General features: G+C 70.9%; 29 protein-coding genes, 1 other RNA gene and 1 riboswitch. Of the genes, 13 read left to right on the top strand and 17 right to left on the bottom strand.

Annotation, left to right across the window (positions count from 1 at the left end; translation table 11 throughout):
* Nucleotides 1-832, top strand: an 832-nt coding sequence (locus tag ACILRF_RS01295) for a bifunctional regulator KidO (protein ID WP_395670452.1), incomplete at its 5' end; no start/stop codon positions are given.
* Here the strand turns inward: ACILRF_RS01295 and ACILRF_RS01290 are convergent.
* Together ACILRF_RS01290 and ACILRF_RS01285 are read right to left on the bottom strand one after the other, a co-directional pair.
* On the bottom strand, nt 829-2,625 hold the full coding sequence (locus ACILRF_RS01290) for a TonB-dependent receptor plug domain-containing protein (protein WP_395670451.1): 1,797 nt from the start codon (nt 2,623-2,625) through the stop codon (nt 829-831). The genes ACILRF_RS01295 and ACILRF_RS01290 overlap by 4 nt on opposite strands.
* 90 nt (nt 2,626-2,715) lie before the next feature.
* Nucleotides 2,716-2,957: riboswitch (cobalamin riboswitch) on the bottom strand.
* A gap of 52 nt (nt 2,958-3,009) precedes the next feature.
* Nucleotides 3,010-3,873 (bottom strand): dienelactone hydrolase family protein, encoded by an 864-nt coding sequence (locus ACILRF_RS01285; RefSeq protein ID WP_395670450.1) that lies wholly within the window; start codon nt 3,871-3,873, stop codon nt 3,010-3,012.
* Between the two features lie 79 nt (nt 3,874-3,952).
* Between ACILRF_RS01285 and ACILRF_RS01280 the strand changes: the two genes are divergently transcribed.
* Entirely contained in the window at nt 3,953-4,231 is a 279-nt protein-coding gene (locus tag ACILRF_RS01280; RefSeq protein WP_395670449.1) for a hypothetical protein, read from the top strand.
* A 32-nt stretch (nt 4,232-4,263) separates the two neighbouring features.
* On the opposite strand, the gene ACILRF_RS01275 is transcribed toward ACILRF_RS01280, so the two are convergent.
* The 3 genes from ACILRF_RS01275 to ACILRF_RS01265 all read right to left on the bottom strand — a co-directional run bounded on the left by ACILRF_RS01275 (nt 4,264) and on the right by ACILRF_RS01265 (nt 6,942).
* The gene (locus ACILRF_RS01275; protein ID WP_395670448.1) at nt 4,264-5,229 is read right to left on the bottom strand and encodes a glycosyltransferase; all 966 of its coding nucleotides are present in this window, start codon (nt 5,227-5,229) and stop codon (nt 4,264-4,266) included.
* Entirely contained in the window at nt 5,226-5,903 is a 678-nt protein-coding gene (mtgA, locus tag ACILRF_RS01270; RefSeq protein ID WP_395670447.1) for a monofunctional biosynthetic peptidoglycan transglycosylase, read from the bottom strand. Before mtgA ends, ACILRF_RS01275 begins: the two co-directional genes overlap by 4 nt.
* Before the next feature lie 67 nt (nt 5,904-5,970).
* Nucleotides 5,971-6,942, bottom strand: a complete 972-nt coding sequence (locus tag ACILRF_RS01265) for a WD40 repeat domain-containing protein (protein WP_395670446.1) — start codon at nt 6,940-6,942, stop codon at nt 5,971-5,973.
* 155 nt (nt 6,943-7,097) lie between these two features.
* On the opposite strand from ACILRF_RS01265, the gene ACILRF_RS01260 reads away from it, so the two are divergent.
* Nucleotides 7,098-7,541 (top strand): biopolymer transporter ExbD, encoded by a 444-nt coding sequence (locus tag ACILRF_RS01260; RefSeq protein ID WP_395670445.1) that lies wholly within the window; start codon nt 7,098-7,100, stop codon nt 7,539-7,541.
* Between the two features lie 63 nt (nt 7,542-7,604).
* On the opposite strand, the gene ACILRF_RS01255 is transcribed toward ACILRF_RS01260, so the two are convergent.
* Nucleotides 7,605-8,684 (bottom strand): CobW family GTP-binding protein, encoded by a 1,080-nt coding sequence (locus tag ACILRF_RS01255; RefSeq protein WP_395670444.1) that lies wholly within the window; start codon nt 8,682-8,684, stop codon nt 7,605-7,607.
* A gap of 77 nt (nt 8,685-8,761) precedes the next feature.
* Here ACILRF_RS01255 and dmeF point away from each other — a divergent pair, with 77 nt between their 5' ends.
* Complete coding sequence (dmeF, locus tag ACILRF_RS01250) at nt 8,762-9,712, top strand: CDF family Co(II)/Ni(II) efflux transporter DmeF (RefSeq protein ID WP_395670443.1); 951 nt, start codon at nt 8,762-8,764, stop codon at nt 9,710-9,712.
* Between the two features lie 3 nt (nt 9,713-9,715).
* On the opposite strand, the gene ACILRF_RS01245 is transcribed toward dmeF, so the two are convergent.
* On the bottom strand, nt 9,716-10,132 hold the full coding sequence (locus tag ACILRF_RS01245) for a hypothetical protein (protein WP_395670442.1): 417 nt from the start codon (nt 10,130-10,132) through the stop codon (nt 9,716-9,718).
* 63 nt (nt 10,133-10,195) lie between these two features.
* On the opposite strand from ACILRF_RS01245, the gene ACILRF_RS01240 reads away from it, so the two are divergent.
* Nucleotides 10,196-10,447 carry a hypothetical protein gene (locus tag ACILRF_RS01240; protein ID WP_395670441.1) on the top strand — a complete coding sequence of 84 codons (252 nt, stop codon included), beginning with the start codon at nt 10,196-10,198 and terminating at the stop codon, nt 10,445-10,447.
* A gap of 3 nt (nt 10,448-10,450) precedes the next feature.
* On the opposite strand, the gene rsmD is transcribed toward ACILRF_RS01240, so the two are convergent.
* Together rsmD and ACILRF_RS01230 are read right to left on the bottom strand one after the other, a co-directional pair.
* Nucleotides 10,451-11,017, bottom strand: coding sequence for a 16S rRNA (guanine(966)-N(2))-methyltransferase RsmD (rsmD, locus tag ACILRF_RS01235; protein WP_395670440.1), 567 nt, complete (start codon nt 11,015-11,017; stop codon nt 10,451-10,453).
* Between the two features lie 3 nt (nt 11,018-11,020).
* Nucleotides 11,021-12,193 (bottom strand): pseudouridine synthase, encoded by a 1,173-nt coding sequence (locus ACILRF_RS01230; RefSeq protein ID WP_395670439.1) that lies wholly within the window; start codon nt 12,191-12,193, stop codon nt 11,021-11,023.
* Nucleotides 12,194-12,205: 12 nt separating this feature from the next.
* Between ACILRF_RS01230 and tadA the strand changes: the two genes are divergently transcribed.
* Nucleotides 12,206-12,655: a tRNA adenosine(34) deaminase TadA gene (gene tadA / locus ACILRF_RS01225; protein ID WP_395670455.1), complete on the top strand. Its 450-nt coding sequence runs from the start codon at nt 12,206-12,208 to the stop codon at nt 12,653-12,655.
* A gap of 3 nt (nt 12,656-12,658) precedes the next feature.
* On the opposite strand, the gene ACILRF_RS01220 is transcribed toward tadA, so the two are convergent.
* Both ACILRF_RS01220 and ACILRF_RS01215 read right to left on the bottom strand, forming a co-directional pair.
* Complete coding sequence (locus ACILRF_RS01220) at nt 12,659-13,243, bottom strand: GNAT family N-acetyltransferase (protein WP_395670438.1); 585 nt, start codon at nt 13,241-13,243, stop codon at nt 12,659-12,661.
* 155 nt (nt 13,244-13,398) lie between these two features.
* Entirely contained in the window at nt 13,399-14,154 is a 756-nt protein-coding gene (locus tag ACILRF_RS01215) for a TSUP family transporter (RefSeq protein WP_395670437.1), read from the bottom strand.
* A 355-nt stretch (nt 14,155-14,509) separates the two neighbouring features.
* On the opposite strand from ACILRF_RS01215, the gene groES reads away from it, so the two are divergent.
* The 3 genes from groES (at nt 14,510) to ACILRF_RS01200 (ending at nt 17,153) form a co-directional block, all read left to right on the top strand.
* Entirely contained in the window at nt 14,510-14,800 is a 291-nt protein-coding gene (gene groES / locus ACILRF_RS01210) for a co-chaperone GroES (protein WP_395670436.1), read from the top strand.
* Between the two features lie 48 nt (nt 14,801-14,848).
* Nucleotides 14,849-16,492, top strand: a complete 1,644-nt coding sequence (gene groL / locus ACILRF_RS01205; RefSeq protein ID WP_395670435.1) for a chaperonin GroEL — start codon at nt 14,849-14,851, stop codon at nt 16,490-16,492.
* Between the two features lie 139 nt (nt 16,493-16,631).
* Nucleotides 16,632-17,153: an endonuclease domain-containing protein gene (locus tag ACILRF_RS01200; RefSeq protein WP_395670434.1), complete on the top strand. Its 522-nt coding sequence runs from the start codon at nt 16,632-16,634 to the stop codon at nt 17,151-17,153.
* Here the strand turns inward: ACILRF_RS01200 and ACILRF_RS01195 are convergent.
* The 6 genes from ACILRF_RS01195 to ACILRF_RS01170 all read right to left on the bottom strand — a co-directional run bounded on the left by ACILRF_RS01195 (nt 17,098) and on the right by ACILRF_RS01170 (nt 19,772).
* Nucleotides 17,098-17,448 carry a phage holin family protein gene (locus tag ACILRF_RS01195; RefSeq protein ID WP_395670433.1) on the bottom strand — a complete coding sequence of 117 codons (351 nt, stop codon included), beginning with the start codon at nt 17,446-17,448 and terminating at the stop codon, nt 17,098-17,100. The two genes, ACILRF_RS01200 and ACILRF_RS01195, sit on opposite strands and share 56 nt — an antisense overlap.
* A 54-nt stretch (nt 17,449-17,502) precedes the next feature.
* On the bottom strand, nt 17,503-18,324 hold the full coding sequence (locus ACILRF_RS01190) for a YmdB family metallophosphoesterase (protein ID WP_395670432.1): 822 nt from the start codon (nt 18,322-18,324) through the stop codon (nt 17,503-17,505).
* Between the two features lie 23 nt (nt 18,325-18,347).
* Nucleotides 18,348-18,917: a 5-formyltetrahydrofolate cyclo-ligase gene (locus tag ACILRF_RS01185; protein ID WP_395670431.1), complete on the bottom strand. Its 570-nt coding sequence runs from the start codon at nt 18,915-18,917 to the stop codon at nt 18,348-18,350.
* A 28-nt stretch (nt 18,918-18,945) separates the two neighbouring features.
* Nucleotides 18,946-19,107, bottom strand: a non-coding RNA gene (gene ssrS, locus ACILRF_RS01180) — 6S RNA.
* 49 nt (nt 19,108-19,156) lie between these two features.
* On the bottom strand, nt 19,157-19,495 hold the full coding sequence (locus ACILRF_RS01175) for a cell division protein ZapA (RefSeq protein WP_395670430.1): 339 nt from the start codon (nt 19,493-19,495) through the stop codon (nt 19,157-19,159).
* 1 nt (nt 19,496) lies between these two features.
* Complete coding sequence (locus ACILRF_RS01170; RefSeq protein WP_395670429.1) at nt 19,497-19,772, bottom strand: DUF4164 family protein; 276 nt, start codon at nt 19,770-19,772, stop codon at nt 19,497-19,499.
* Between the two features lie 188 nt (nt 19,773-19,960).
* Between ACILRF_RS01170 and tkt the strand changes: the two genes are divergently transcribed.
* The 4 genes from tkt to ACILRF_RS01150 all read left to right on the top strand — a co-directional run bounded on the left by tkt (nt 19,961) and on the right by ACILRF_RS01150 (nt 25,573).
* The gene (gene tkt, locus ACILRF_RS01165) at nt 19,961-21,931 is read left to right on the top strand and encodes a transketolase (RefSeq protein ID WP_395670428.1); all 1,971 of its coding nucleotides are present in this window, start codon (nt 19,961-19,963) and stop codon (nt 21,929-21,931) included.
* A gap of 31 nt (nt 21,932-21,962) precedes the next feature.
* On the top strand, nt 21,963-23,168 hold the full coding sequence (purT, locus tag ACILRF_RS01160) for a formate-dependent phosphoribosylglycinamide formyltransferase (RefSeq protein ID WP_395670427.1): 1,206 nt from the start codon (nt 21,963-21,965) through the stop codon (nt 23,166-23,168).
* 184 nt (nt 23,169-23,352) lie between these two features.
* Nucleotides 23,353-24,366 carry a type I glyceraldehyde-3-phosphate dehydrogenase gene (gene gap, locus ACILRF_RS01155; protein ID WP_395670426.1) on the top strand — a complete coding sequence of 338 codons (1,014 nt, stop codon included), beginning with the start codon at nt 23,353-23,355 and terminating at the stop codon, nt 24,364-24,366.
* Between the two features lie 10 nt (nt 24,367-24,376).
* The gene (locus tag ACILRF_RS01150; protein WP_395670425.1) at nt 24,377-25,573 is read left to right on the top strand and encodes a phosphoglycerate kinase; all 1,197 of its coding nucleotides are present in this window, start codon (nt 24,377-24,379) and stop codon (nt 25,571-25,573) included.
* The last annotated feature ends 9 nt before the right edge of the window (nt 25,574-25,582 follow it).

Raw genomic sequence — 25,582 nt, 5'->3', positions numbered from 1 at the left:
GTTCGGCCTTGACCAGGCGGCCTTCCGCGGGCGTCCGCGCGACGCCGAAGCGCGGGACATCCTGTCGATCGCCGCGCGGTCCGGCGTCGGCGTGCTCGAGGTCAGCCGCTGCCCGGCGGCGCAGGAAACCACCCTCGGCCACATCACGCCGAAGCCGAACCCGTTCCGCATCACCGTCACCACGGTCCGTCCCGACCGCGGCCCCGATTTCGCCGAGGCCGAGCTGCGCGCGCAGATCCAGCGCCTGGGCGTCGACCGCGTCGACACCATCCTGGCCCCGTCGGCCACCGACCTCTTCTCGCCGAACGGCCCGATGCTGTGGGACCGCCTGCGCGCCCTGCGCGACGCCGGCCTGTGCCGCAAGATCGGCGTTTCGGTCTACGCCTCCGACGACCCGGTCGGCCTGACCCGGCGCTTCAAGCCGGACGTCGTCCAGGCCCCGGCCTCGCTGCTCGACCAGCGGCTGCTGGTCGACGGTACGCTGTCGACCCTCGCCGAGATGGGGGTCGAGGTGCAGCTGCGCTCGATCTTCCTCAACGGCCTCCTGTTCCTGCCGCCCGACCGGGCGCCCAGCCACCTCAAGGCCGCCGCCGGCCGCATCTCGCGCGCCCGCCGGCTGATCGCCGAGGGCCGCTCCGATCCGCTGCAGGCCGCCCTCGGCTTCGCCCTCTCACGGCCTGAGGCGTCCACCGTCCTGGTCGGCGTCGCCTCGGCCGCCGAGATGAGCGCGGTGGTCGCCGCCGCCATGAGCCCGCCCCCGGACCTCGACTGGGACGAGATGGCGATCAACGATCCGGCCGCGCTCGACCCCCGCGCCTGGGCCGCGGCTTAGTTCCTCAGCCGCACCCCGACGAACACCGCCCGCCCCGGCTCGCCGTAGCCAAAGGTCTCTTGGTAGCGGCGGTCCGCCAAGTTCTCGAGCCGCGCCGTCAACGTCACCCGGTCGTTCAGCGCATAGGCCGCCGCGACGTCGGCGGTGACGAAGCTCTTGCGGGTCACGGGCGAAAATCCGTCGAGATCGGTGTCCGCCTGGCTGGACTCGGCCCGCGCGGTGACCGCGCCCGACCAGCGGCCCTCTTCCCACAGCAGCGCCGCTGACGCGGCATGGTCCGGCACGCGCAGCAGGCTGGCCCCGCTGGTCCGATCAATGGCGTCGGTGCGGGCGTAGGATCCCTTCAACCGCACGGCGTCGCTGAGCTGCGCCTCGACCTCCGCCTCGATCCCCTCCGATCGGGTGCGGGCGATGTTCACATAGCGCGCCGCGACATAGGCGATCTGGTCCGTCACGTTCAGCCGATAGGCCGTCACCGCCGCGGCGACCCGCTCGCCGCGCCAGCCGAGCCGCAGGTCGTAACCCTCCGCCGCCTCCGGCCGCAGCGCCACCGGCGGGGCGAAGCAGAAGTCGCAGGCGTACTGGCTGATGCTCGGGATCTTGAAGCCCTGGCCGGCCGCGGCCGTCAGGGTGAAGCCGGCCGGCAGCCGCGCCGCGGCCGACAGCCGGCCCGTCGTCTTGGCGTCGAAATGGTCCGGATCGTCGTAGCGAACCGCCGCCGTCAGGGTCAGCGGACCGGCCGCCAGCCGGCCCGTGGCGAACGCCGAGGTGACCGACAGGTCTTCCTTCACCCGACCGGACAGGTCGGCCGAGCTTTCCTGCCGCTCCGCCCCGACCACCACCGGCCCCCGCGCCGCGGTCCACCGCAGCACTTGGCGGTCCGCGCCGAAGTCGCTCGGGAAGTCGGAAATGTTCTCGCGTTTCAGGTCATAGAGGCTGACGCTCAGCTGGTGGGCGAACCCGGCCGCCGCGAAGGCCGCGCGGCCGAAGCCCGACCACGCCCGGCTCTTGTTCCGGTCCAGCGTGTCGCCGAGCACGTAGTTCGGAGCCGGGAAGCCGTCGATCTCCACCGAGCTTGCGCCATAGCGCAGACGGCCGTCGAGCCGCACGCCGTGGGGCGCCTCGAGCCGGCCGGCGAGGTTCGCGGTCACCGCCTCGAAGGCGTCGTCCTCGCGCCCCGACGCGGCCTTCGAGACGCCGTCCGTGCGCAGTCCGGTGACGCTGGCCGACAGCGCATAGGTCTCGCCTGCCGTGCCGATCCCGGCGAAGCCGCGGGCCGTCGCCATCGAGCCGACTTCCGCCTCGGCCCGCCAGCCGTCGATCTCGCGGGTGGTGATGGCGATGACGCCGCCGATCGCCTCCGAGCCCCACAGCGAGCCCTGCGGCCCCGACAGCACCTCGATCCGCTCCAGGTCGGCCGTCTGCAGCGAGCCGGGATCGAAGGCGCCGGCCGGATCGGCCGGATCGCCGGCCGGCACGCCGTCGATCAGCACCAGCGTCTTGTCGGGCGAGGCCCCGCGGATGCGGATCGCGCCGATCCCGCCGAAGGCCCCGGTGCGGGCGATCGAAACGCCCGGGATCGTGGAAAGCACGTCGGCCAGGAACGGCGTCTGCCGCGCCGCCAGGTCTTCGCGCGCGACGACCCGGGCGCCGGTGACGAGGTCGGGCGCGGTGGGCAGGCGCGTGGCCGTGACCACCACCTCGTCCAGCGCCTCGGCGGCGAGGACGGGGGACGACAGGGCAGACAGGGAGAGCAGCGGCAGGGCCGCGGACGTGAGTAGAAGCTTGCGCATTTCAGGCGCCTCCGTTGGTTACAGCGAAGTCGCTGCGACGGAGGACGCGGGTGTGCGCCTTCCCGCGCCGACGGCCTGGTCCCGGGCCACGGACGAGCGACGGAAGGCGGCAGGTCTCCTGGCTTCGCGGGTCGTCAGGCTGCGCCCTCGCCTTCCCGGGAAGTCTCCCAGTGGCGCCTCTCCCGTCCCGACAGGGACGAGCAGAGGACGGACGCGGCCCTCGCCGCTCACAGTTGCGGGCACAGCCGGGAATTCAGGCGCGAGCGCCTTGCATCCCTGTTCCCTCTTAGCCTCCGGGATCGTCCCGGAAGACCGCCTTCACGGCGGCGCTTTAGACGCATCCGGGCGGCGCCGGCAAGAGCGCGCGCGCCCGCTCGCAGGGCGCTAGCCCAGGTTCGCCTTGTAGAGCGCCAGAAGTTCGGCCCAGGCGCGCTCGGCCTTGGGCTCGTCGTAGACCTGGCTGCCGCGCACGGTCCAGCCGTGGCCGGCGCCTTCGTAGACCTCGACCTTGTTCGGCCGGCCGGCGGCGTCCAGGGCCTGTTTCAGCGTGACCTTGGCCTGCGGCTCCTGCTTGTCGTCGTTGTCGGCGATCAGCACCAGGTAGCTGGCCCGCGACTTGCCGACGTGCAGGTGCGGGCTCGTCGGCCCCTCGGCCACCAGGCCGCCGCCATGGAAGCTCGCCGCCGCCCCGACCCGGTCCGGCAGCGCCGCCGCCGTGCGGAAGGTCAGGGGCCCGCCCATGCAATAGCCCTGGACGCCGACCTTGCGGCGCCGGTCGGTCTGCGGCTGGGCGTCCAGGTAGGCGACATAGGCGCGGGCGTCGCGGTCCACCGCCTCGGGCGTCAGGGCCGCGCGGAACGGCGCGATCTTCGCCCGGTCCTCGGGATTGGAGAAGTTGAACGACCCGTCGACCACCGGCGCGCGGCGGTTGCGGTAATAGACGTTGGGGACCAGCACCACATAGCCCGCCCCGGCCAGCCGGCGGCCCATCTCGCGGAAGGCGGGCCGCAGGCTGAGCACGTCGGTCCAGATCAGCACCGCCGGCCACGATCCGCGGCCTTCCGGGTGATAGAGCGCGGCGTCGGCGGTCCCGTCGGCGGTCTTCACCTCGACGTCCTTCTCGACGACCCGGGCCTGGGCCTGGACCGCGGTCGCCGCCCCCGCAGCGGCCACGCCCATCAGGCCGAAGGCGCGCCGCGAAACGGTCGGGTCTTCCACCAGGCCCTGGTGGATATGGTCGTCACACATGGCTTGCTCCTGGCGCTCCGGGCGGTTGCGACGCCCCGGCAAATCGTGACCTTTGTTTCGGCCTGATGTCGAGGGGCGCGTGTCGAGAGGGTCCGCGGTGAAGCCGGTGTTCGTCGTGACCCTGGAAGGCGTCGAGCCGCCGGATCCGGCGCGCCTGACCGTCCTCGCCTTCGTCGCGGCGGACACGGGCGAGGAGGCCGAGGCCACAGGGACGGCGGCGCTGGACCAGCGCGGCTGGACCGACGTGCAGGCGTTACGCGCCGGCGAAATCACCGACGAAGGGGCGGTGCCCGCCGACTTCGCCAATGCCTTCGCGAGCGCCCGGCGGCATGGGATCGGGCTGATCATCTACGACTAGGCGCGGCAGGCTCTCCCGCTCCGGCGAGCGCGTCAGTCCAACGCCGCCGCCCGCCGCCGCGCCTGCGGGGCGAGCCGCATCCACACCTCTTCCAGCGCCGTGACGAACCGCGCGTAGGACCATTGCCGCGCCGTCTCGAACCCGGCTTCGCGCATCCGGGCCAGGCCCGGCCCGCCCGTGCGGACGAGGTCGGCCGCCTGCGCCAGGGCGTCGGCCGCGGCCTCGCAATCGTCCTCGCCGACCCAGAAGCCGTTGTCGGCCGTGGCGTATTCGCGCCCGCCGATCCCCGTGAACCCGGCGCAGACGCAGCCGCTGGCCATCGCCTCCAGGGTCGTCAGGCCGACGGATTCGAACCGCGGCAGGGCCAAATGCAGGGCCGCGCCGGCGAAGGCGGCGGCGAGCTCGGCCTCCGGAGCCTTGTCGACGTCCTGCCAGGCGAGGTCGGCGTGGCGCGGATGCAGGTGACGGAAAAAGGCGCCGATCGCCGCCCGCTCCAACGGTCGCTTGCGCGGCACGGCGACGATCCGCATCGCCGCCTCGCCGCCCGGCGCGAACAGCCGCTCGTCGGCGAAGCACGGCGTCAGCTCGACCTGCGCGCGCGGAAAGGCCCGCGTGACCGTGTCCAACAGCGACCGGCCGACCGTCAGCACGGTCAAGGGCCGGTCCTGCGGCCACGCGGCCATCGGCGCGAGGCCCACCGCGCCGAGGCTGATCCAGCTCTGGCAGAAGATCACCGCCGGCTGCGCCGTCAGCTTGGCGACATGGGCCAGGGCGTTGGGCGCATCGCCCGGGACCACCAGCACGTCGTCCGGCCGGAACTTGGTCCCCACCTCGACCGGCGCGCGATGTGCGATCCAGGTCGGCATGATGTTGTCGCCCAGCCGCCAGAACACCGCCTCGAAGCCGAGGTCGCGCAGCGCCTCGACGTGGCGCAAGGCCATCTTCTGCCCGCCGGCGATCTCGCCGGTCGGGAAGCCGAGGTAGACGATCCGGCTCAAAGCACGCAGTCCGTCAGTCCCTCGCGCAGCACGGCCCGCGCATTGCGGTTGATCGCCCCCGACCGCCGCTTGACGTAGGGCCCGGCCTTGGCGGCCTTCCAGGACAGCGGTTTGGGGATGATCGCCGCCAGCCGCGCCGATTGGGCCGGCGTGAGGGTCTTGGCCGACTTGCCGAAGTTCTTCCGCGCGGCGGCCTCCGCCCCATAAACGCCCGGACCCCATTCGATCGAGTTCAGATAGACCTCGAGGATGCGCCGCTTGCCCCAGCCGACCTCGATCAGCACGGTGAAATAGGCTTCCAGCCCTTTGCGCAGCCAGTCGCGCTTCGGCCACAGGAAGACGTTCTTGGCGGTCTGCTGGCTGATGGTCGAGCCGCCGCGCACCTTGCCGCCCTGAGCATTGCTCGCCAGCGCCTTCTCGATGGCCTCGAGGTCGAACCCCATGTGCCGGCAGTAGCGGGCGTCCTCGGCGGCGATCACCGCCCGCACCAGGGTCGGGGAGATGTCCTCCAGCGGGACCCAGGCGCGCGAGAACCCGCGCCCCTCCACCGCCCGCTGGACCATCAGGAAGGTCAGGGGCGGCGGCACGAACCGGTAGAGCGCCACGGCCAGCACCGGGCCGATGAAGCCGAGGACCAGCACCAGGATCAGCAGTCCGGTCACGATGCGCCGCAAAGGTCCCCTCCCCGCAGAGATTCGCCCGTCAGGGTGCGCGGCCCCGCCGCGACGTCAAGGCGGGGCGCTAGACCTCGGCGTGGCCGGCCCCGCCGTCCTCGTCGCCCCAGGCGACGTAGCGGCCGTCCGGCGTCATGGCGATCGCCGTGATCGGCGGCCCCTTCTCGGCCTTCAGGTTGACGACCCGCTGGCCGGCCAGGTCGCAGGCCTTGACCCGCCCGTCGTCGAGGCCCCAGGCGACCCAGCTGCCGCCCGGCTGGCCCGTCACCACCGTCGACAGCGCGCTCTCTTCATAGCCGACCTCGACGGCCTGCTTGCCCATCGGGCCGCCGGAGCCGGCGAACGGCCAGCAGACGACGCCGTTGGCGCCCGACGTCGCCATCAGCGCGCCTTTGGAGACGAAGGCCAGGCTCTTCACCTTGGCCGGATAGCCGCCCATCCGCATGTTCTTCTCGTCGGCGACGCGCCAGCCGTGCAGCTGGTTGTCCTGCATCGACGAGACCACGAACTTGCCGTCCGGGGAGAAGGCGCAGGCGACGTGGCTGCCGGCCCACTTCAGGAAGGTGGGCTTCTGGTCGGCGATGCGCGCGTACCACAGAGCGCAGCCGCCATAGGTCGCCACCGCGATCCGCCGGCCCTTCGGGTCGAACGCGACGGCGGCCACCGATTTCTCGTGGCCGAAGGTGCGGGCGAAACCGGCGTCGGCGACGTCGCGGACGTGCAGTTCGCGGCCGGCCGCGAACGCGATCAGCCCTGACTCGGCCGAGGTCGCCAGGGAATCGATCCAGCGCCCGGGGATCTCGGCCAACGCCTCCGGCGGCGCGCCGGGCCGGCTCCACACCAGCCGCCCGTCGTCGCCGCCGGTGACCACGCCGACGCCCGACGGATGCGCCGCTGCGCTCAGCACCGCCCCGTCATGGGCCTGCAGAATCTCGCCGCCGCCGAAGCGGACCGATCCGTCGCCCAGCGCGTAGGCGGGCGTCCCCGTGCGGTCGAAAAGGCAGGCGGTGACGTAGGCGTCGAAAGCATGGACTGTCATACGCTTTCCCTAGAGTGAGCGAGGCCGGATCGGAAGGCTCTCTACTAGGCGAACAGGGTTCTTCGGTTGGGGCCTTTACTTTCCGGCAAGGCCTTGCCAAAGGACTTGAGACTTTAAAGACGGGCGCGCGGACGCCCCAGGGAAGGAACAAGCGCATGGGTGCAAAGCTGGGTGGCGGAGGCGGCGCGAAGTTCGACCTCGGCCAGAACAGCGACATCAACGTCACGCCCTTCGTGGACGTGATGCTGGTGCTCCTCATCATCTTCATGGTGTCGATCCCGGCTGCGACGGTGTCGATCAAGCTCGACCTGCCGCCGGCCATCCCGCCGCCGCCGGGTACGGTGGTCAAGGAGCCGGTGCTGGTGAACATCCAGCAAGGCGGCGCCCTTTACATCGCCGACAAGGCCACCAGCCTCGACACCCTGCCGAACGATCTGGCGGCGGTCCTGCGGGTCGAAGACCCGACCACCGCTCCGACCGAACAGCGCGTGTACATCCGCGCCGACCGGACGGTCCGCTACGGCGACTTCATGTCGGTGATGAACACCCTGCAGGGCAACGGCTTCTACCAGGTCGCCCTGATCAACGAAGAGCTCTAAGCTCTCCGTTCAAGGTTCAGAGAGCCCGCCCGGTCCGCCGGGCGGGCTTTTTGCTGTCTGGGCTCAGGCCACCGTGCTCGCGAACCCGGCCTTCAGGGCGGCTTCGTCGAGGTTGCGGCCGATGAACACCATGCGCGAATAGCGCGGCTCGCCGTCGCGCCAGGGGCGCTGGAAATCGCCTTCCAGGATCATGTGCACGGCCTGGAAGACCAGGCGGCGGTCCTCGCCGGCGATGTCGAGGATGCCCTTGGCCCGCAGGATGTCCGGGCCCTGCTTCTGCAGCACGTCGTTCAGCCAGGCGGTGACCCGGGCGCCGTTCAACGGCCGGTCCGAGGTCAGAGAGATCCCGCGGATGCCGCTTTCGGCGACGTGGTCGTGGATGTGGCCGTGATCGTGATGGTGGTGATCGTGGCCGTGGTCGTGGTCGTGATGATGGCAATGTTCGTCATGCACGTGGCCGGCCTCGCCGTGGCCGGGGTTCAGGAAGTCGGGCTCGAGGGCCGAGATCCGCTCCAGGTCGAAGGAGCCGCGGCCCAGCACCTGTTCCAGCGGCACGTTCGAGCGCTGGGCGCGGTGGATCGGGGCCAGGGGGTTCAGCGTCCGGATCGCCCGCTCGACCTCCTGGAGCTCGGCCTCGGAGACGAGGTCGGTCTTGTTGAGGATGATCTGGTCGGCGAAGGCCACCTGCTCGGCCGCCTCCTTGGAATCCTTCAGCCGCAGCGGCAGGTGCTTGGCGTCGACCACCGTGGTGACGCTGTCGAGCTGGGTCTTGGCCTTGACGTCGTCGTCGACGAAGAAGGTCTGGGCCACCGGCCCGGGGTCGGCGAGGCCCGTGGTCTCGACGATGATCGCGTCGAAGCCGCCCCCGGTCTTGAGTTTCTGGCGCTTCATCAGCCCTGAGACCACCCGGATCAGGTCGCCGCGCACGGTGCAGCAGACGCAGCCGTTGTTCATCTCGAAGACCTCTTCGTCGGCGCCGACGATCAGGTCGTTGTCGATGCCGACCTCGCCGAACTCGTTGACGATGACGGCGTAGCGCTTGCCGTGGTCTTCGGAGAGGATGCGGTTCAGAAGCGTGGTCTTGCCGGCTCCGAGGTAGCCGGTCAGCACGGTCACGGGCGTTTTTTCACTCATGCCGGTCATGTAGCCATGCGGGGCCGCGAGATGAAGTGGCCTTTGGCCGTAGCGTTCTCCGCAAGAGGTGTTATATCGTAACACCAATGACCAGCCCCGCCTCTCCCCAGGTCGATGGCCTCGACGCCTTCCGTCAGGACCAGACCTACCTCGGCGCCGATCATCGGCGGAACGAGCGCCGCACCTGGGCGGTGACCGCGATCTGCGCGGTCACCCTGGTCGGCCTGGTGGCGGGGGGCCTGGCGTTTGGCTCGATGGCCCTGCTGGCCAACGGCCTGCACATGGCCGCCCACGTCGCCGCCCTGCTGGTGTCGGCCGGGGCCTACGCCCTGGCCCGCCGCCACGCGACCGACCCCAGATTCGCCTTCGGCACTGGCAAGCTCGGCTATCTGGCCGGGTTCGCCAACGCCGTCGTCCTGGCGGTCACCGCCGTGCTGATCGCCACCGAGAGCCTGAAGCGCCTGCTCGACCCGCTCGCCGTCGACTACCACGGCGCCCTGCCGCTCGCCGCGGCCGGCCTCGCCCTCAACCTGGTCTGCGTCTGGCTGCTGCGCCCGACCCGGCTGCATGCCGAGCGCAACGACCGCGACGGCGACCTCAACCTGTCGTCGGCCTATCTGCACCTCGTCGCCGACGCCGGGGTGTCGGTCGTCGCCCTGACCGCCATGGCGCTCGGCCAGGCCCTGGGCTGGAGCTTCCTCGACCCGGCCGCCGGCCTCGTCGGCGCGGCCCTGGTGGCCCATTTCTCGATCCGGCTGCTGCGGCGGGCGGGCGCCGCCCTCCTCGACATCAACCCCAGCGCCGAACTCACCGCCGAAGTGCGCGAGCGGCTGGAGGCCGGCGGCGAGGCGGTGGTCGACCTCCATCTGTGGCGGCTCGGCCCCGGCCATCATGCGGTCATCGCCGTGGTCGCCGGCGCCGGCGAAGCCCAGGCCTACCGCGCCCGGCTGGCCGGCCTGCCCGGGCTCAGCCATGTGACCATCGAGGTGCGACCCGCCGGCTGCGGCCACGACCACCACCACGGCCACAGCCATTAGGGGCTAGCGCGCGATCCCTTCGATCAGCGTCAGCTGGATCGGAATGCCGGCGATGTCCTTGCTGATCCAGGTGGCGCCGACGCCGCCGGCCGTCGGGAACTCGGTGCAATAGGAGATCGGGGCCGGGAACGGCTTGGACTGCTTCAGGCAGACCTTGTCGTCCTTGAGGCTCCAGCGTCCCGACGACGGCTTGCCCCGCCGCCCGATGCCGTCGTAGCGGCCGTCGGGGTGCAGCCAGATCCGCTGGTTCCGGCCGTCGGGATAGGTGGCGAGGATGGTGTTGCCGAACGCCGCGGCGACGCTTTCCAGCGGCCCGGCCTGCGCGGCGGGCGCGAGCGCCAGGGCCAAGCCCGCCGCCGCCGCCCATCGCGCCGCATGCCACCCGATCTCGCGCACCTTGGCCTCGCCAAATCCAAGCATTGCTGGACTCCTGACCGCCCGCAGGTGAACAGGAGATGACAGCATTTCAGGGGTTTGCGCCACATGGACGACGACGACGCCATTTCCGCCGAGGCCGAGCGGGCCGGCATGCTGGCCGCCCTGCACGCGGTCACCGTCGGCGTGCTGTCGACCCTGAAGCGCAAGGGCATCCTCAGCGGCGAGGACCTCGACCAGCTGTTCGAGGCCGGCCTCGTCACCTTCGAGCGCGGCGAGCAGGACGAAACCCGCCAGGCCGCGCGCCTGACCCTGGAAATCCTCGCCCGCTCGCTGCGCGACCCGCCGCCGGCGGGCTGATCCCTAACCGGCGTAGCGCAGGAAGCTGACCCGCGCCGCCCCATAGTCGCGGGCGTCCAGCGGCTCGAATCCGGCGACGGCGAAGTCCGGCTCGGACGCGCCGCGCTCGAAGATCACCGTCGCGCCAGGCGCCAGCCAGCCGCCCTCGGCCAGCTTGGCCAGCGCCACCTCGCCGAGCCCCCTGGCGTACGGCGGATCGAGGAAGGCGAGGTCGAAGGCCGGCCCGTCGGCGCCCGGCCGCAGGCCGAGCTGAGTCGCGTCCCGCCGATGCACCCGCGTGCGCCCGAACAGGCCGAAGGCGTCGACGTTCTCGCGGATCGCCCCGCGCGCCGTCTCGTCGGTCTCGACGAACAGGCAGAAGGCGGCGCCCCGCGACAGCGCCTCGAAGCCGAGCGCCCCCGACCCGGCGAAGAGGTCGATGACCCGAAGGTCCGCCACCCCCGGCGACCAGGCGGCGTGCTCGAGGATGTTGAAGATCGCCTGCCGCGCCCGGTCGGATGTCGGCCGGGTGCCCTGGCCCGGCGGCGTGGCCAGGGCCTTGCCGCGGAGTTCACCGGAAACAATGCGCATGGATCAGCCGCGGCGCCTGGGGCCGCCGCCGGGCCGGGAGGGACGAGCCGGCGGCCGGCCCGGCGGCCGCGCCGAGACGATGGTCGGCGCCTTGGCGGCCGGCTTGCCCTGGGGTTTGACCTGGGGCTTGCCGCCGGACTTCGGGCCGGAGGATTTGGCTCCGGGCTTCGGCGGCCCGGGCCGGGCCTTCGGCTTGGCCTTCGCCCAGCCGGGCTTGTAGGTCTTCTTGGCCGGCGCCTCGCCGTCCGCCGGCGCCCCGCTCCGGCGGCGGCCGGGGTCGGCGGCGCGGGCCGGCCGGGCGCCCGCCTCGCCCGGATCACGCACCCGCCGCTGGACGGCCAGCGGCGCCGACACCGTCTTGAACTGCGGCCGGTCGCCCTGCGGCAGGTTCTCCGGCGGGATATGGTCGGCGAGTTGCTCGCGGATCACCCGCGGGCCGACCTCCTCGATCTGGCCGGGCAGCAGGGTCGCCAGGGCGAACGGCCCATAGGCCATGCGGATCAGCCGGTTCACCTGCAGGCCGAGCGCCTCGAGCACTCTGCGGACCTCGCGGTTCTTGCCTTCCGACAGGGTGACGGTGATCCAGAGGTTGGCGCCTTGCGGCCCCTCCTTGGCCTTGTCGAGCTTGGCCTCGATCGCGCCGTAACGGACGCCCTCGACGGTGATGCCGTCCTTCAGCTTGTCGAGCCGGTCCTGGGTGATCCGGCCCCGCGCCCGGGCGCGATAACGGCGGGCGACGCCGGTCTGCGGCATCTCCAGGGCGCGGGCCAGCTCGCCGTCGTTGGTCAGCAGCAGCAGGCCTTCGGAATTGATGTCCAGGCGCCCGACCGAGATCAGCCGCGGCAGGCCCGGCGGCAGGTGCTCGAACACCGTCGGCCGCCCTTGCGGATCCTTGTGGCTGGTCAGAAGGCCGACCGGCTTGTGGTAGCGGAACACCCGCGTTGGCTCGGCGTCCTCGACCACCTGGCCGTCGACGGTCAGGATGTCGCCCGGCTCGACCTTCACGGCCGGCGAGGTCAGCACCTCGCCGTTCAGGGCGATGCGGCCCTCGGCGATGTAGCGTTCCACGTCCCGGCGCGAGCCGACTCCGGCGCGGGCCAGGGCCTTGGCGATGCGTTCTGGCGTGCGGGCTTGACCGGCAGGCGCGGCGCCGGTTCGTTGCGGATCGTGGACCATGACCTCTCCTACATGCGCATCGCCCTGGGCGCCGCGCAAGCCGCCGCCGACGCCGGCGAGACCCCGGTCGGGGCCGTCGTCGTCGATCCGGCGACGGGCGAGGTGGTGGCGGTCGGCGCCAACGAGCCGATCGGGGCCCACGATCCCACCGCCCATGCCGAGATCGTCGCCCTGCGCGCCGCGGCCCAGGCGCGCGGCAACTATCGGCTGACCGACCTGACCCTGGTGGTGACGCTGGAGCCCTGCGCCATGTGCGCCGGAGCCATCAGCCATGCCCGCATCGGCCGGGTGGTCTATGGCGCCGACGACCCGAAGGGGGGCGCGGTGGTCCACGGCCCGCGGTTCTTCGACCAGCCCACCTGCCACTGGCGGCCGCTCATCGTGGGCGGGGTCCTGGCCGAAGAGAGCGCGGCCCTGCTGCGCGGCTTCTTCCGCGCCCGCCGCAAGGCCCGCCTGGACTAGGCCTCAAGGAAGGGCGGCGAGCCGCGCGTCCAGCCGCGCCCGCACCGCCGGCCACTCGTCCTCCAGCACCGAGAACACCACCGTGTCGCGCTTGCGCCCGGTCCAGATCACCCGGTCGCGCCGCAGGATTCCTTCCTGTACGGCCCCCAGCTTCAGCACCGCCGCCCGGCTGCGGGCGTTGAGGGCGTCGACGCACAGATAGACCCGGCCCAGCCCGCTCTCGAAGCCGTGGGCGAACAGCAGCCGCTTGGCCGCCGGATTGACCGCCCCGCCGCGCATGTCGGGCCGATAGTAGGTGGCGCCGATCTCCGCCGCGCCGTTGGCGAGGTCGATGCGCAGCAGGCTGCTCATGCCGACGCAGACCCCGCCGACCACCACCGCATAGGCCTGGTCCGCGCCGGTCAGCGTACCCGACGCCAGCTTGGCGAAATTGGCCTCGAAGTGATCGCCGAGCATCGAGAAGCTGTAGTGGCTGGCCCAGATGTCGGGGTCGGCGGCGCAGGCGTGGCGCAGGTCCTCGCGATGCCGCTCGGCCAGCGGCTCCAGGCGCAGGTGGCGGTTCTCCAGGGGGCCGAACTCAATCGTCATCCGGGTATCCAAAAAAATTCCGCGGCGGGGTTGAACGCCGGATCCGACGACATACCTGAAAGCGTGCCCATCCTGGGCGTTTCCTCCCTATGACTTCCCACCCGGGACCTTTCGAGGCCCCGGGTTTTTTTTGCCCGCCGCGCGGGGCTTTGGCCTCAGCCGGCCAGGAACAGCTGCGCGGCCTGCGCCAGGTAGAAAACCCCGACGCCGGTCACCAGCCAGCGGGTCCAGCGGCGAAAATCGACATCGTTCATCCGGTCGAGGATCCGCCCGCCGGCCAGCGTCCCGGCCAGCGACAGCGGAATGGCGATGGCGAACAGCCATGGCGGCGGCAGGCCGCCGGTCTTGCCGTTGGTCAGCAGCGGCGCGCCATAGACGATCACCTTCGACAGGTGGGCGAAGACCTGGGTGGCGGCCTTGGTGGCGACGATCTGGTGGCGGCCGAGGGCGGTGCGCACGAAGAAGATGTCCAGCAGGGGGCCGGCCACTCCGGCTGTCAGGTTCACCCCCGTCACGCAGACGCCGGACAGCACGCCCTGGGCCGGACGCGAGGCGTCGAGGTTGATCCACCGGGTCGGCAGCCAGGCGGTCACCGGCAGCAGGCCGAGCAGGAGGTAGAGCACCGGCTTCGACGGCGTCGCCGCCACCAGGGAGACCGCCAGGGCCGCGACCAGCGAGCCGGCCGCATAGCCGACGACGATGCCCCAGCGCACGTGCCGGCGGTGCAGCACGGCGCGCCAGCTGTTCGAGGCGAACTGCAGGATGCCGTGGGTGACGAAGGCGGCGCTGACCGGCATGACGAACGCCAGGGCGCCCATCAGCACCAGACCGCCGGCCATGCCGAACACGCCGGAAATACAGGCGGTGACGAAGGCGGTGCAGATGAGGAACAGCGCGGCGGGCAGGGTCACCCCGACCTCCTACCCGTCCCCGCAGCTCAAGTGTAGCGACTTGCCGTCACGAATAGAGCGGCGGCGCGGTTGCGGTCAGGACCAGCAGGATCACCAGGGCCAGCAGGGCCGCGATCGGCGCGAGCGTCAACAGCCATCTCATTTGATAAGAATAGGCAGGGCCGGCGCCTGCGCCAAGTTACCCTTTGGTCAGGAGACGCCTGCGACCGCCACGCTTGAACGCCGGGCCGCTTGACTCCCACAGGGCTTTTTCCTACCTGCCACGCCGACGTTAGCACTCACGGACCGCGGCTGCTAACAGCCCCCTGCGCGCTGACGTCGTCCAATTCCAACCGTCTCGAACGGAGATACCAAAATGGCGTTTCGTCCCCTGGGTGACCGGGTCCTCGTCCGGCGTGTCGAGGAAGAAGAGAAGACCAAGGGCGGGATCATCATCCCCGACACCGCGAAGGAAAAGCCGCAGGAAGGCGAAGTGATCGCCACCGGCCCCGGCGCGCGCGACGAAAACGGCAAGGTCCAGGCCCTGGACGTCAAGACCGGCGACCGCATCCTGTTCGGCAAGTGGTCCGGCACCGAGGTCAAGCTGAACGGCGAAGACCTGCTGATCATGAAGGAAAGCGACATCCTGGGCGTGCTCGAGGCCTAAGGCCCGCACCGCTCCCGCGCTTTCCCCCTTTCAAAGAGAGATCCCAAGATGGCTGCTAAAGACGTCTATTTCGCTTCCGACGCGCGCGACCGCATGCTGCGCGGCGTCAACATCCTCGCCAACGCGGTGAAGGTGACCCTCGGCCCCAAGGGCCGCAACGTGGTCATCGAGAAGTCCTTCGGCGCCCCGCGCTCGACCAAGGACGGCGTCTCGGTGGCGAAGGAGATCGAACTCTCCGACCGCTTCGAGAACCTCGGCGCCCAGCTGATCCGCGAAGTCGCCTCGAAGACCAACGACAAGGCCGGTGACGGCACCACCACCGCGACCGTGCTGGCTCAGGCCATCGTCGTCGAGGGCCTGAAGTCGGTCGCCGCCGGCATGAACCCGATGGACCTGAAGCGCGGCGTCGACAAGGCGGTCGCCAAGGTCATCGAAGAGATCAAGGCCAACGCCAAGAAGGTCACGACGAACTCGGAAATCGCCCAGGTCGGCACCATCTCGGCCAACGGCGACCTGGAAGTCGGCGAGATGATCGCCCGCGCCATGGAAAAGGTCGGCAACGAGGGTGTCATCACCGTCGAGGAAGCCAAGACCGCTGAGACCGAGCTCGACGTCGTCGAGGGCATGCAGTTCGACCGCGGCTACCTGTCGCCCTACTTCATCACCAACGCCGACAAGATGGAGGCCGACCTCGAAGAGCCGCTCATCCTGCTCTTCGAAAAGAAGCTGTCCTCGCTGCAGCCGCTGCTGCCGGTGCTGGAAGCCGTCGTCCAGTCGGGCCGTCCGCTGGTGATCATCGCCGAGGACGTCGAGGGCGAAGCCCTGGCCACCCTGGTGGTCAACAAGCTGCGCGGCGGCCTGCGCGTCGCCGCCGTCAAGGCTCCGGGCTTCGGCGACCGCCGCAAGGCGATGCTGGAAGACATCGCGATCCTGACCGGCGGTCAGCTGATCAGCGAAGACCTCGGCATCAAGCTCGAGAACGTCACCATCGACATGCTCGGCCGCGCCAAGAAGGTCACCATCACCAAGGACGACACCACCATCGTCGACGGCGCGGGTGAAAAGGACGGCATCGAGGCCCGCGTGGGCCAGATCAAGCGTCAGATCGAGGACACCACCTCGGACTACGACAAGGAAAAGCTGCAAGAGCGTCTGGCCAAGCTGGCCGGCGGCGTTGCGGTGATCCGCGTCGGCGGCGCGACCGAAGTCGAAGTGAAGGAAAAGAAGGACCGCGTCGACGACGCCCTGAACGCGACCCGCGCGGCCGTGGAAGAAGGCATCGTCCCCGGCGGCGGCGTCGCCCTGCTGAAGGCCTCGAAGGTTCTCGACGGCTTCAAGGGCGACAACGACGACCAGGAAGCCGGCGTCGCCATCGTGCGCCGCGCCCTGCAGGCCCCGATCCGTCAGATCTCGGAAAACGCCGGGGTCGAAGGCTCGATCGTGGTCGGCAAGGTGCTCGAGAACGCCTCGGCCACCTTCGGCTTCAACGCCCAGTCGGAAGAGTACGTCGACCTCGTGCAGGCCGGCGTCATCGACCCGGCGAAGGTCGTCCGCACGGCCCTGCAGGACGCGGCCTCGGTCGCCGCCCTGCTGATCACCACCGAAGCGGCGATCGTCGAGGCCCCCAAGAAGTCGGCCCCGGCCGGCGGCCCCGGCGGCATGCCGGGCGGCATGGGCGACATGGACTTCTAAGTCCGGTCACATCGGCAAAATGACGAAGGGCGGGACCGCAAGGCCCCGCCCTTTTTCTTTGCCCTTGATGTTCCCTATTCGTTCGATTTAGCTCCTCCTCTCCCCCGCGAAGCGAGAGGGAGAGGGTAGGGAGAGGGCCTTGCTGACCCCGACGCAGATCACCGCCCGAGCCCGCGATTTGCGCCGTGGTCACACCACCGCCGAGGCGCGGCTCTGGAACGCCCTGCGTGCGGGGCGCCTGGGCGGCTGGAAATGGAAACGACAGGTCCCGCTTGGGCCCTACTTCCTCGACTTCCTATGTCGAGAAGCGCGGCTCGTCGTCGAACTCGACGGCGGACAGCATTCCGAGACGGTCGATTACGACGCCCGCCGGACCGCCTTCCTCGAACGTCGTGGTCTGCGCGTGATCCGGTTCTGGAACTTCGAGGTCCTGGAAAGCCGCGACGACGTCTGTCGCACGATCCTCGACGCCTGTGGTGGCGAGAGGCCGTCGGCCCTCTCCCTACCCTCTCCCTCTCCGCTTCGCGTGGGGAGAGGAGTTCACGCGGCGCCCCGCCTCCTCTCCCCCGAGCGTAGCGAAGAGAGGGAGAGGGTAGGGAGAGGGCCTACCCCCGGTCGTCGCGGAGGATCATGCCGCCGATCCAGCTCACGACGCCGGTGACCACCGCCGCCAGCACGCCGGCCAGGAGGCCGTCGACGTGGAAGCCGGCCAGCACCAGGGCCACGAGCCCGATCATCGCCGCGTTCACCACCAGCAGGAATAGCCCGAGCGTCAGCACGGTGACCGGCAGGGTCAGGACGAACACCACCGGCCGCACGAAGGCGTTGACGATGCCCAGCAGCACCGCCGCCAGGATCAGGCTGCCGGTGTCGTCGACGCGCACGCCGGGGACCAGCCGGGCCGCCAGCCAGAGGCCCAGGGCGGCGAAGATCGCCCGGACGATGAACTTGGCCATGCTCGAGGTCTCCCCTGCGGAGAGCGCAGCTTCGCCCGACTTTGTGACCCCCGTCTAGACGGCCGGGACGTGCTCGGCCAGCCGGCCGCCGAGGCGGATCGGCTCCACGCGACGCGCCAGCCCCGTCGCCGGATCGGTCTCGACGTACACGCCGCAGATGGTCGCCGGCCCCTCGGCCGGCTTGTAGCGGCCGCCGGAGATGCGGGTGGTGAACCGGCGCAGCGGCTCTTCCTTCTGGTTGCCGATGACGCTGTCATAGTCGGCGCAGGCCCCGGCGTCGGTCTGGTAGGCGGTGCCGCCGGGCAGGATCTGGGCGTCGGCGGTCGGCACGTGGGTGTGGGTGCCGACCACCAGGCTGGCGCGGCCGTCGCAGAAGTGGCCCATGGCCATCTTCTCGCTCGTCGCCTCGGCGTGGATGTCGACCACCACGGCGTCGGCCGCCATCCCCAGCGGGCAGGCGTCGAGCTCCTTGTCGACGGCGGCGAAGGGGTCGTCGAGGCTGTCCATGTGCACCCGGCCGAGCAGGTTGACGACCAGCACCCGCTGGCCGCGGTCGGTCTCCAGGAGCTGCGCGCCGCGGCCCGGCGCGTCGGCGAGGCGCGGATAGTTCAGCGGCCGGATCAGGCGGGGCTCGCGGACGATGTAGGTCAGCGCCTCTTTCTGGTCCCAGGAGTGGTTGCCGAGCGTCAGGCAGTCGGCCCCAGCGTCGAACAGCTCGCGGGCCGTGGATTCGGTGATGCCGAAGCCGGCGGCGGCGTTCTCGGCGTTGACGATCACGAAGTCGAGGTCGAGCGACCGGCGCAGGGCCGGCAGGTGGTCGGCCAGGCCGTCGCGGCCGGCGCGGCCGACGACATCTCCGAAGAAGGCCAATCTCATTGAACAGGTCTCATGCGCGGTCCTTAGCCGACCTCGATGTAGTCCGTCTCGGTCAGGATCGCGTCGAGCCGCTCGTCGTGAGGTTCGGCGGGCAGTTCGGCCAGTTCCTGGCCGGCATAGGCGAGGCCGAGGACGAAAACCGGCTGGACGGCGCGAAGGTTCATCAGCGTGCGGTCGTAGTGCCCCGCGCCCTGGCCCAGCCGGTCGCCGCGGCGGGTGAAGCCGAGGATCGGAGCGATGACGAGGTCGGGACGGATCGCCGGCGCCGCCGCCGACGGACTGGGTATGCCGAACGCGTCCGGCTCCAGCGCCTCGCCGTCGCGCCAGGCGCGGAAGGCCAGCGGCGCATCCCGCGCCGTCGCGGCCGGCAGCGCCTGGACCGCGCCGGCCTGCGCCAGCCGCCGCATCAGCGGCCGCGGGTCGAGCTCGGCGCCGAGGGCGTGGTAGCCGCTGAAGCTGCGGAACGCCGGCAGCCGTGCGATCGGCAGCCGCGCCGCCGCCGCCTCCGCCGCCCCCGGGAAGGCGCGCGCCAGATCGCGCCGCTGGGCCCGCAGCCGGGCGCGCAGGGCGGTCTTGTCGAACGGAGCCGTCATCGCCGGCGGTTATACAGGGGAAAGGGTGGCGGCGCCGCGAAAGCCGTGAAGGACTGTTTCATCCCCTCGACCTGGATAGACCAGGTGGGCGCCGTGTTGCCCCAGACCACGGCCCGGGGCAGGGACAGCTCCCTCAGAGAGAATTAAGGTCGCTGGGATATGTCGCCTTCGACGCGAGCCGCAGCAGACCCGCCGGTCGCTAAGGTAGGTTGCGGGAGCCTCGATCTCAAGCCGTCCGTTCAGGCCGCGAGGTCGCCCGAGGCCAGCTTCTCGATCCGCGCCGCCGCCGATTCCAGCGCCGCCGCCGCCCGGCTCTCGACCCGGGCCCGCTCCGACTGCAACCGCGCAAGCTCGGCCTGCAGGCCGTTCAGCCGGTTGCGGGCGTCGGCCAGTTCGTCGGCCAGCAGCAGGGCGCCCATCAGAAACAGCCGCGTGTCGCCGAGTTGGCCCATGTCGGCCCCGACCTGCCGGACCTGGCGGTCGAACAGCTTGCCGAGCTCGATGAGGTGGGCCTCCTGGCCGTCCTCGCAGCCGACCGCATAGGGGCGGCCGTTCACCTCGATCTGGACCTGGGCCATCTCAGGCTTCCTCTTGCGGGGCGGCGCCGTTCAGCGCCGCGCGGATTTCGCTGATCGCCCGGCCCAGCGCCTCGGAGGCCTCGGCCCCGGCCGCCTCCAGGTCGCGCTCGCGGGCCCGGGCCTGGTCGAGCTCGGCGGCCAGCCGGGCGCGGTCCTGGTCGAACAGGTCGCCGGGGTCGGCGCTCTTCGCCCGCTCGCCCAGCCGCTGCTCGAGCAGGGTGATGGCGCGCTCCAGCCGCTTGGCCGCCAGTTCCAGCGCGCTCTCGGCCGCATTCATCCGCCGTCCTCCGATCCAAGGGTCAGGCCGTCCATCTATAGACCTGCGCCGCCTGTGTTGTGAATCCACGGCTTATATGGGGCGGCCGACAGGGCGGGCTGTGACAAAGGCGCGGCGACCTTGACCCTGGCGCCCGCGCGTGCGACCCCGCGCGCCATTCCTTAACGCCCCCAAAGACCCGGACCAGAATGCCTGCGCCCCTGAAGATCATGGCCGACGCCATCCGCGTGCTTTCCATGGACGCCGTCGAGGAGGCCAACTCGGGCCACCCCGGCATGCCGATGGGGATGGCGGACGTCGCGGCCGTGCTGTGGTCGCAGTTCCTGAAGTACGACGCCGCCCGTCCGGACTGGGCCGACCGCGACCGCTTCGTGCTGTCGGCCGGCCACGGCTCGATGCTGCTCTACAGCCTGCTGCACCTGTCGGGCGTCAAGGCGGTGAGCCTCGAGCAGATCCGGAACTTCCGCAAGCTCGGCTCCAACACCGCCGGCCACCCCGAGTGGGGCCACACCCCGGGCGTCGAGACCACCACCGGACCTCTGGGCCAGGGCCTGGCCACCGCCGTCGGCATGGCCATCGCCGAGCGTCACCTGGCCGCCCGCTTCGGCGCCGACCTCGTCGACCACCGCACCTGGGTCGTGGCCGGCGACGGCTGCCTGATGGAGGGCGTCAGCCACGAGGCGATCAGCCTCGCCGGTCGGCTCAAGCTCGCCAAGCTGACCGTCCTTTGGGATGACAACGAGATCACCATCGACGGCGCCGTCGGCCTGTCCGACGCCACCGACCAGATCGCCCGCTTCAAGGCCGCCGGCTGGGCGGTGAAGGCGATCGACGGCCACGACGTCGGCCAGATCAAGCGCGCCCTTTCGTGGGCCGTCCGCCAGGACAAGCCGACGCTGATCGCCTGCCGCACGAAGATCGGCAAGGGCTCGCCGACCTACGAAGGCACCCACGACGTGCACGGCAAGGCCCTGGGCAAGGACGAGGTCGTCAAGACCCGCGACAACCTCGGCTGGCCGCACCAGCCGTTCGTGGTGCCGGACGAGGTCTACAAGCCCTGGCGCGCCGCCGGCCGTCGGGGCCGCAAGGCGCTGAAGGCCTGGGAAGCCCGCCTTGCCGCCTCGGCTCATCGCGCCGAGTTCGAGCGCGCCCACGCCGGCGCCCTGCCGGCCGGCGCCTTCGCCCGCCTCGACGCGGCGCTGGAAGAGGCCGCGACCGCGAAGCCCGCCGCCGCCACCCGCCAGCATTCCGGCACGGTGCTGGAGAAGATCTTCGCCGAGATCCCCGAACTGGTCGGCGGCTCGGCCGACCTGACCGGCTCGAACAACACCTTCGTCAAGGGCACGCCGGTCCTCGATACGCCCGACTACGCCGGCCGCTACGTCAACTACGGCGTGCGCGAGTTCGGCATGGCCGCCGCGATGAACGGCATGGCCCTGCACGGCGGCGTCATCCCCTACGGCGGCACCTTCCTGGTGTTCTCCGACTACGCCCGGCCGGCGATCCGCCTGGCCGCCCTGATGGGCGTGCGCGCCATCCACGTCGGCACCCACGATTCCATCGGCCTCGGCGAAGACGGCCCGACCCACCAGCCGGTCGAGCACCTGGCCAGCCTGCGGGCCATGCCCAACGTCAACGTCTTCCGCCCCGCCGACCTGATCGAGACCGCCGAGTGCTGGAAGCTGGCCCTTGCCGCCGAACGCACCCCCTCGGTCCTCGCCCTTTCCCGCCAGAAGACGGCGGCGGTGCGCGACGCCGCTGGCGAGAACCTGTCGGCCCGCGGCGCCTACCAGCTGGCCGCCGCGAGCAAGCCGGCCCAGGTGACGATCTTCGCCACCGGCACGGAAGTCCCCGTCGCCCTGGCCGCCCGCGACGCCCTGGAGGCCGACGGCGTCGGGACCCGAGTCGTCTCCGTCCCCTGCTTCGAGCTCTTCGAGGCCCAGCCGCGCGACTACCAGGACGCGGTGATCGGCGAGACGCCGGTGCGCGTCGCCATCGAGGCCGGCGTCCGGCAGGGCTGGGACCGCTTCATCGGCACGGACGGCGGCTTCGTCGGCATGACCGGCTTCGGCGCCAGCGCGCCGGACAAGGCGCTCTACGAGCACTTCGGCATCACCGCCCAGGCGGTGGTGGCGGCGGCCAAGGCGCGGCTCGACTGACTTAGATTCACGACGACGGGGGGCTTTGGCGATGCGTGACATTCGTTTGGGAACGCCGCTGTCGCCCAGCGCCGTGCGGGTCATGCTGCTGGGCTCGGGCGAGCTCGGCAAGGAAGTGGCCATCGAGCTGCAACGGCTCGGCTGCGAGGTGATCGCCGTCGACCGCTACGCGAACGCCCCGGCCCAGCAGGTCGCCCACCGCGCCCACGTCATCGCCATGACCGACGCCGCGGCCCTGCGCGCCGTCGTCGAGGCCGAACGCCCGCACCTGATCGTGCCGGAGATCGAGGCCATCGCCACCGACGAGCTGGTCCGCATCGAGTCCGAGGGCCTGGCGACGGTCATCCCGACCGCCCGCGCCGCCCAGCTGACCATGAACCGCGAGGGCATCCGCCGGCTGGCGGCCGAGGAGCTGGGCCTGCCGACCAGCGCCTACGCCTTCGCCTCCTCCGAGGCCGAGCTGGCCCAGGCGGCCGCCGAGGTGACCGGCTTCCCCTGCTTCGTGAAGCCGGTGATGAGTTCGTCCGGCAAGGGCCAGTCCTACGTCGAGCGGCCGCAGGACATCGCCGCGGCCTGGCGCTACGCCCTGGAGGGCGGCCGGGTCGAGCAGCCCCGGGTCATCGTCGAGGGCCGCATCGCCTTCGACTTCGAGATCACCCTCCTGACCGTCCGCAGCCTGGTGGACGGGCGCATCGCCACCAGCTTCTGCGACCCGATCGGACACCGACAGGTCAAAGGCGACTACGTCGAGAGCTGGCAGCCGCAGGGCATGACGCCCGCCGCCCTGCGCAAGGCCCGCGACATCGCCGCCGCCGTCACCGAGGCCCTCGGCGGCCAGGGCATCTTCGGCGTCGAGCTGTTCGTCAAGGGCGAGGAAGTCTGGTTCTCGGAAGTCAGCCCGCGGCCGCACGACACCGGCCTCGTCACCCTGGTCAGCCAGCGGATGAGCGAGTTCAAGCTGCACGCGCGCGCCATCCTCGGACTGCCGGTCGACACCCGCCTCGTCGATCCCGCCGCCAGCGCGGTGATCTATGGCGGCATGGAGGCCGAGGGGATCGCCTTCGACGGAGTCGCCGAGGCGCTGAGCGTGCCCGGCGCGGACCTGCGCCTGTTCGGCAAGCCGACCAGCCACGAGCGCCGGCGGATGGGCGTCGCGGTCGCCAGGGGCGCGGACGTCGATCAGGCCCGCGCCCGCGCCGCCGAGGCGGCTGGAAAGATAAAGCCCGTCACGGGTTAAGCTGGCGGAACAAGCGCCGCTTTGGGAGGTTGTGAACGCGCGGATCGTCCGGGGGCGGCGATTGTCCTGCGCTGTCATACGCCTCCGACCCGCCGCGGGGTTGACTCCGGGTCTAACGGCCTAAAGAAACGCCCGCGAAAACAAGGCTTGGCCGCGCCGACGCGGCCCTGAGGAGATCCGCCACATGCCCGTTCGCGTCGCCATCAACGGTTTTGGTCGCATCGGCCGCCTGGTCCTGCGTTCGATCATCGAGAATGCGCGCACGGACATCGAGGTCGTGGCGATCAACGACCTCGGCCCGGTCGAGACCAACGCCCACCTGCTGCGCTACGACAGCGTGCACGGCCGCTTCCCCGGCACGGTGACCGTCGACGGCGACACGATCGACGTGGGCCGCGGCAAGATCAAGGTCACCGCCGTCCGCAACCCGGCCGAGCTGCCGCACAAGGACCTGGGCGTCGACATCGCCCTGGAGTGCACGGGCCTGTTCACCGCCCGTGACAAGGCCGCCGCCCACCTCGAGGCCGGCGCCAAGCGGGTGATCATTTCGGCCCCCGGCGACAACGTCGACAAGACCATCGTCTACGGCGTCAACCACGACACCCTGACCGCCGAAGACACCATCATCTCGAACGCCTCCTGCACCACCAACTGCCTGGCCCCGGTGGCCAAGGTCCTGCAGGAGCTGTGCGGCATCGAACGTGGCTACATGACCACGATCCACTCCTACACCGGCGACCAGCCGACGCTGGACACCATGCACAAGGACCTCTACCGCGCCCGCGCCGCGGCGATGTCCATGATCCCGACCTCGACCGGCGCCGCTAAGGCCCTCGGCCTGGTCATCCCGGAACTGACCGGCAAGCTCGACGGCTCGTCGATCCGCGTGCCGACCGCCAACGTCTCGGTCGTCGACCTGAAGTTCGTGCCCGGCCGCAGCGTCACCAAGGACGAAATTAACGAGGCGCTGAAGGCCGCCGCCGCCAACGGGCCGCTGAAGGGCGTGCTGGGCGTCACCAATGAGCCGCTGGTCTCGGTGGACTTCAATCACATCGCCTATTCCTCGACCGTCGCCCTGCCGCAGACGCAGGTGATCGAGGGCCAGCTGGCCCGGGTGCTGTCCTGGTACGACAACGAGTGGGGCTTCTCCACGCGGATGAGCGACACCGCCGTCGCCCTGGGCAAGCTGATCGCCTGAGCCGCGAGAGATGACCTTCAAGACGCTCGATGATGCGGACCTCTCGGGCAAGCGCGCCCTGGTCCGTGTCGACTTCAACGTGCCGATGCAGGACGGGGCCGTCAGCGACGACACCCGCCTGCGGGCCGCCCTGCCGACCATCGAGAAGCTGCGCGCCGGCGGGGCGAAGGTCATCCTCCTGGCCCACTTCGACCGGCCGAAGGGCAAGCGCGTCCCGGAAATGAGCCTGAGGCCCGTGGTCGGCCCGCTGGCGGCGCTGATCGGCGCGCCGGTGGCCTTCGCCGACGACTGCGCCGGCGACGCCGCCCGCGCCGCCGTCGCGGCGATGAAGGACGGCGACGTCCTGCTGCTGGAGAACGTCCGCTTTGAGGCGGGCGAGGAAAAGAACGATCCGGAGTTCGCCAAGGCGCTGGCCGCCAACGGCGACCTCTATGTCAACGACGCCTTTTCGGCCGCCCACCGGGCGCACGCCTCCACCGAGGGTCTGGCGCGCGTCCTGCCGGCCTATGCCGGCGAGCAGATGCGCCGCGAGCTCGAGGCCCTGGAGCTGGCGCTCGGCAAGCCGCAGCGGCCGGTGATGGGGATCGTGGGCGGGGCCAAGGTCTCGACCAAGCTCGACCTGCTCAACAACCTCGTCGGCAAGCTGCAATTCCTCGCCATCGGCGGCGGCATGGCCAACACCTTCCGCTACGCCCAGGGCTACGACATCGGCGCCTCGCTCTGCGAGAAGGACATGGCCGACACCGCCCGCGAGATCCTGCAGAAGGCCGAGGCCGCCGGCTGCAAGATGATCCTGCCGACCGACGCCGTCGTCGCCCGCGAGCTTTCGCCCGGCGCCGTCTCGCGCGTCGCCCCCCTGGCCGGCGGCGCCATCGACGCCGACGAGAAGATCTTCGACGTCGGCCCCGACACGCTTCGGGAAATCCTTGCCGCCATGGGCGAGGCCAAGACCCTGATCTGGAATGGCCCGCTCGGCGTGTTCGAAGTGCAACCGTTTGATAAGGCGACCGTTGAAGCTGCGCAGGAAGCTGCGCGGCGGGCCGCCTCGGGTGCGCTCGTCGCCGTCGCCGGCGGGGGAGACACGGTCGCGGCGCTGAACGCCGCCGGGGCCACGGGGGACTTCACCTTCGTCTCCACGGCCGGCGGCGCGTTTTTGGAATGGATGGAAGGCAAGGAGCTGCCCGGCGTGGCGGCCCTTAGCTCTTGATGGGGAACT

It is taken from the genome of Phenylobacterium sp. (assembly GCF_044236515.1).
In the GTDB taxonomy this organism is placed as follows: Bacteria; Pseudomonadota; Alphaproteobacteria; order Caulobacterales; family Caulobacteraceae; genus Phenylobacterium.
Note: the sequence above shows the minus strand (reverse complement) of the source record. Positions and strands in the feature narration are given on the sequence as shown.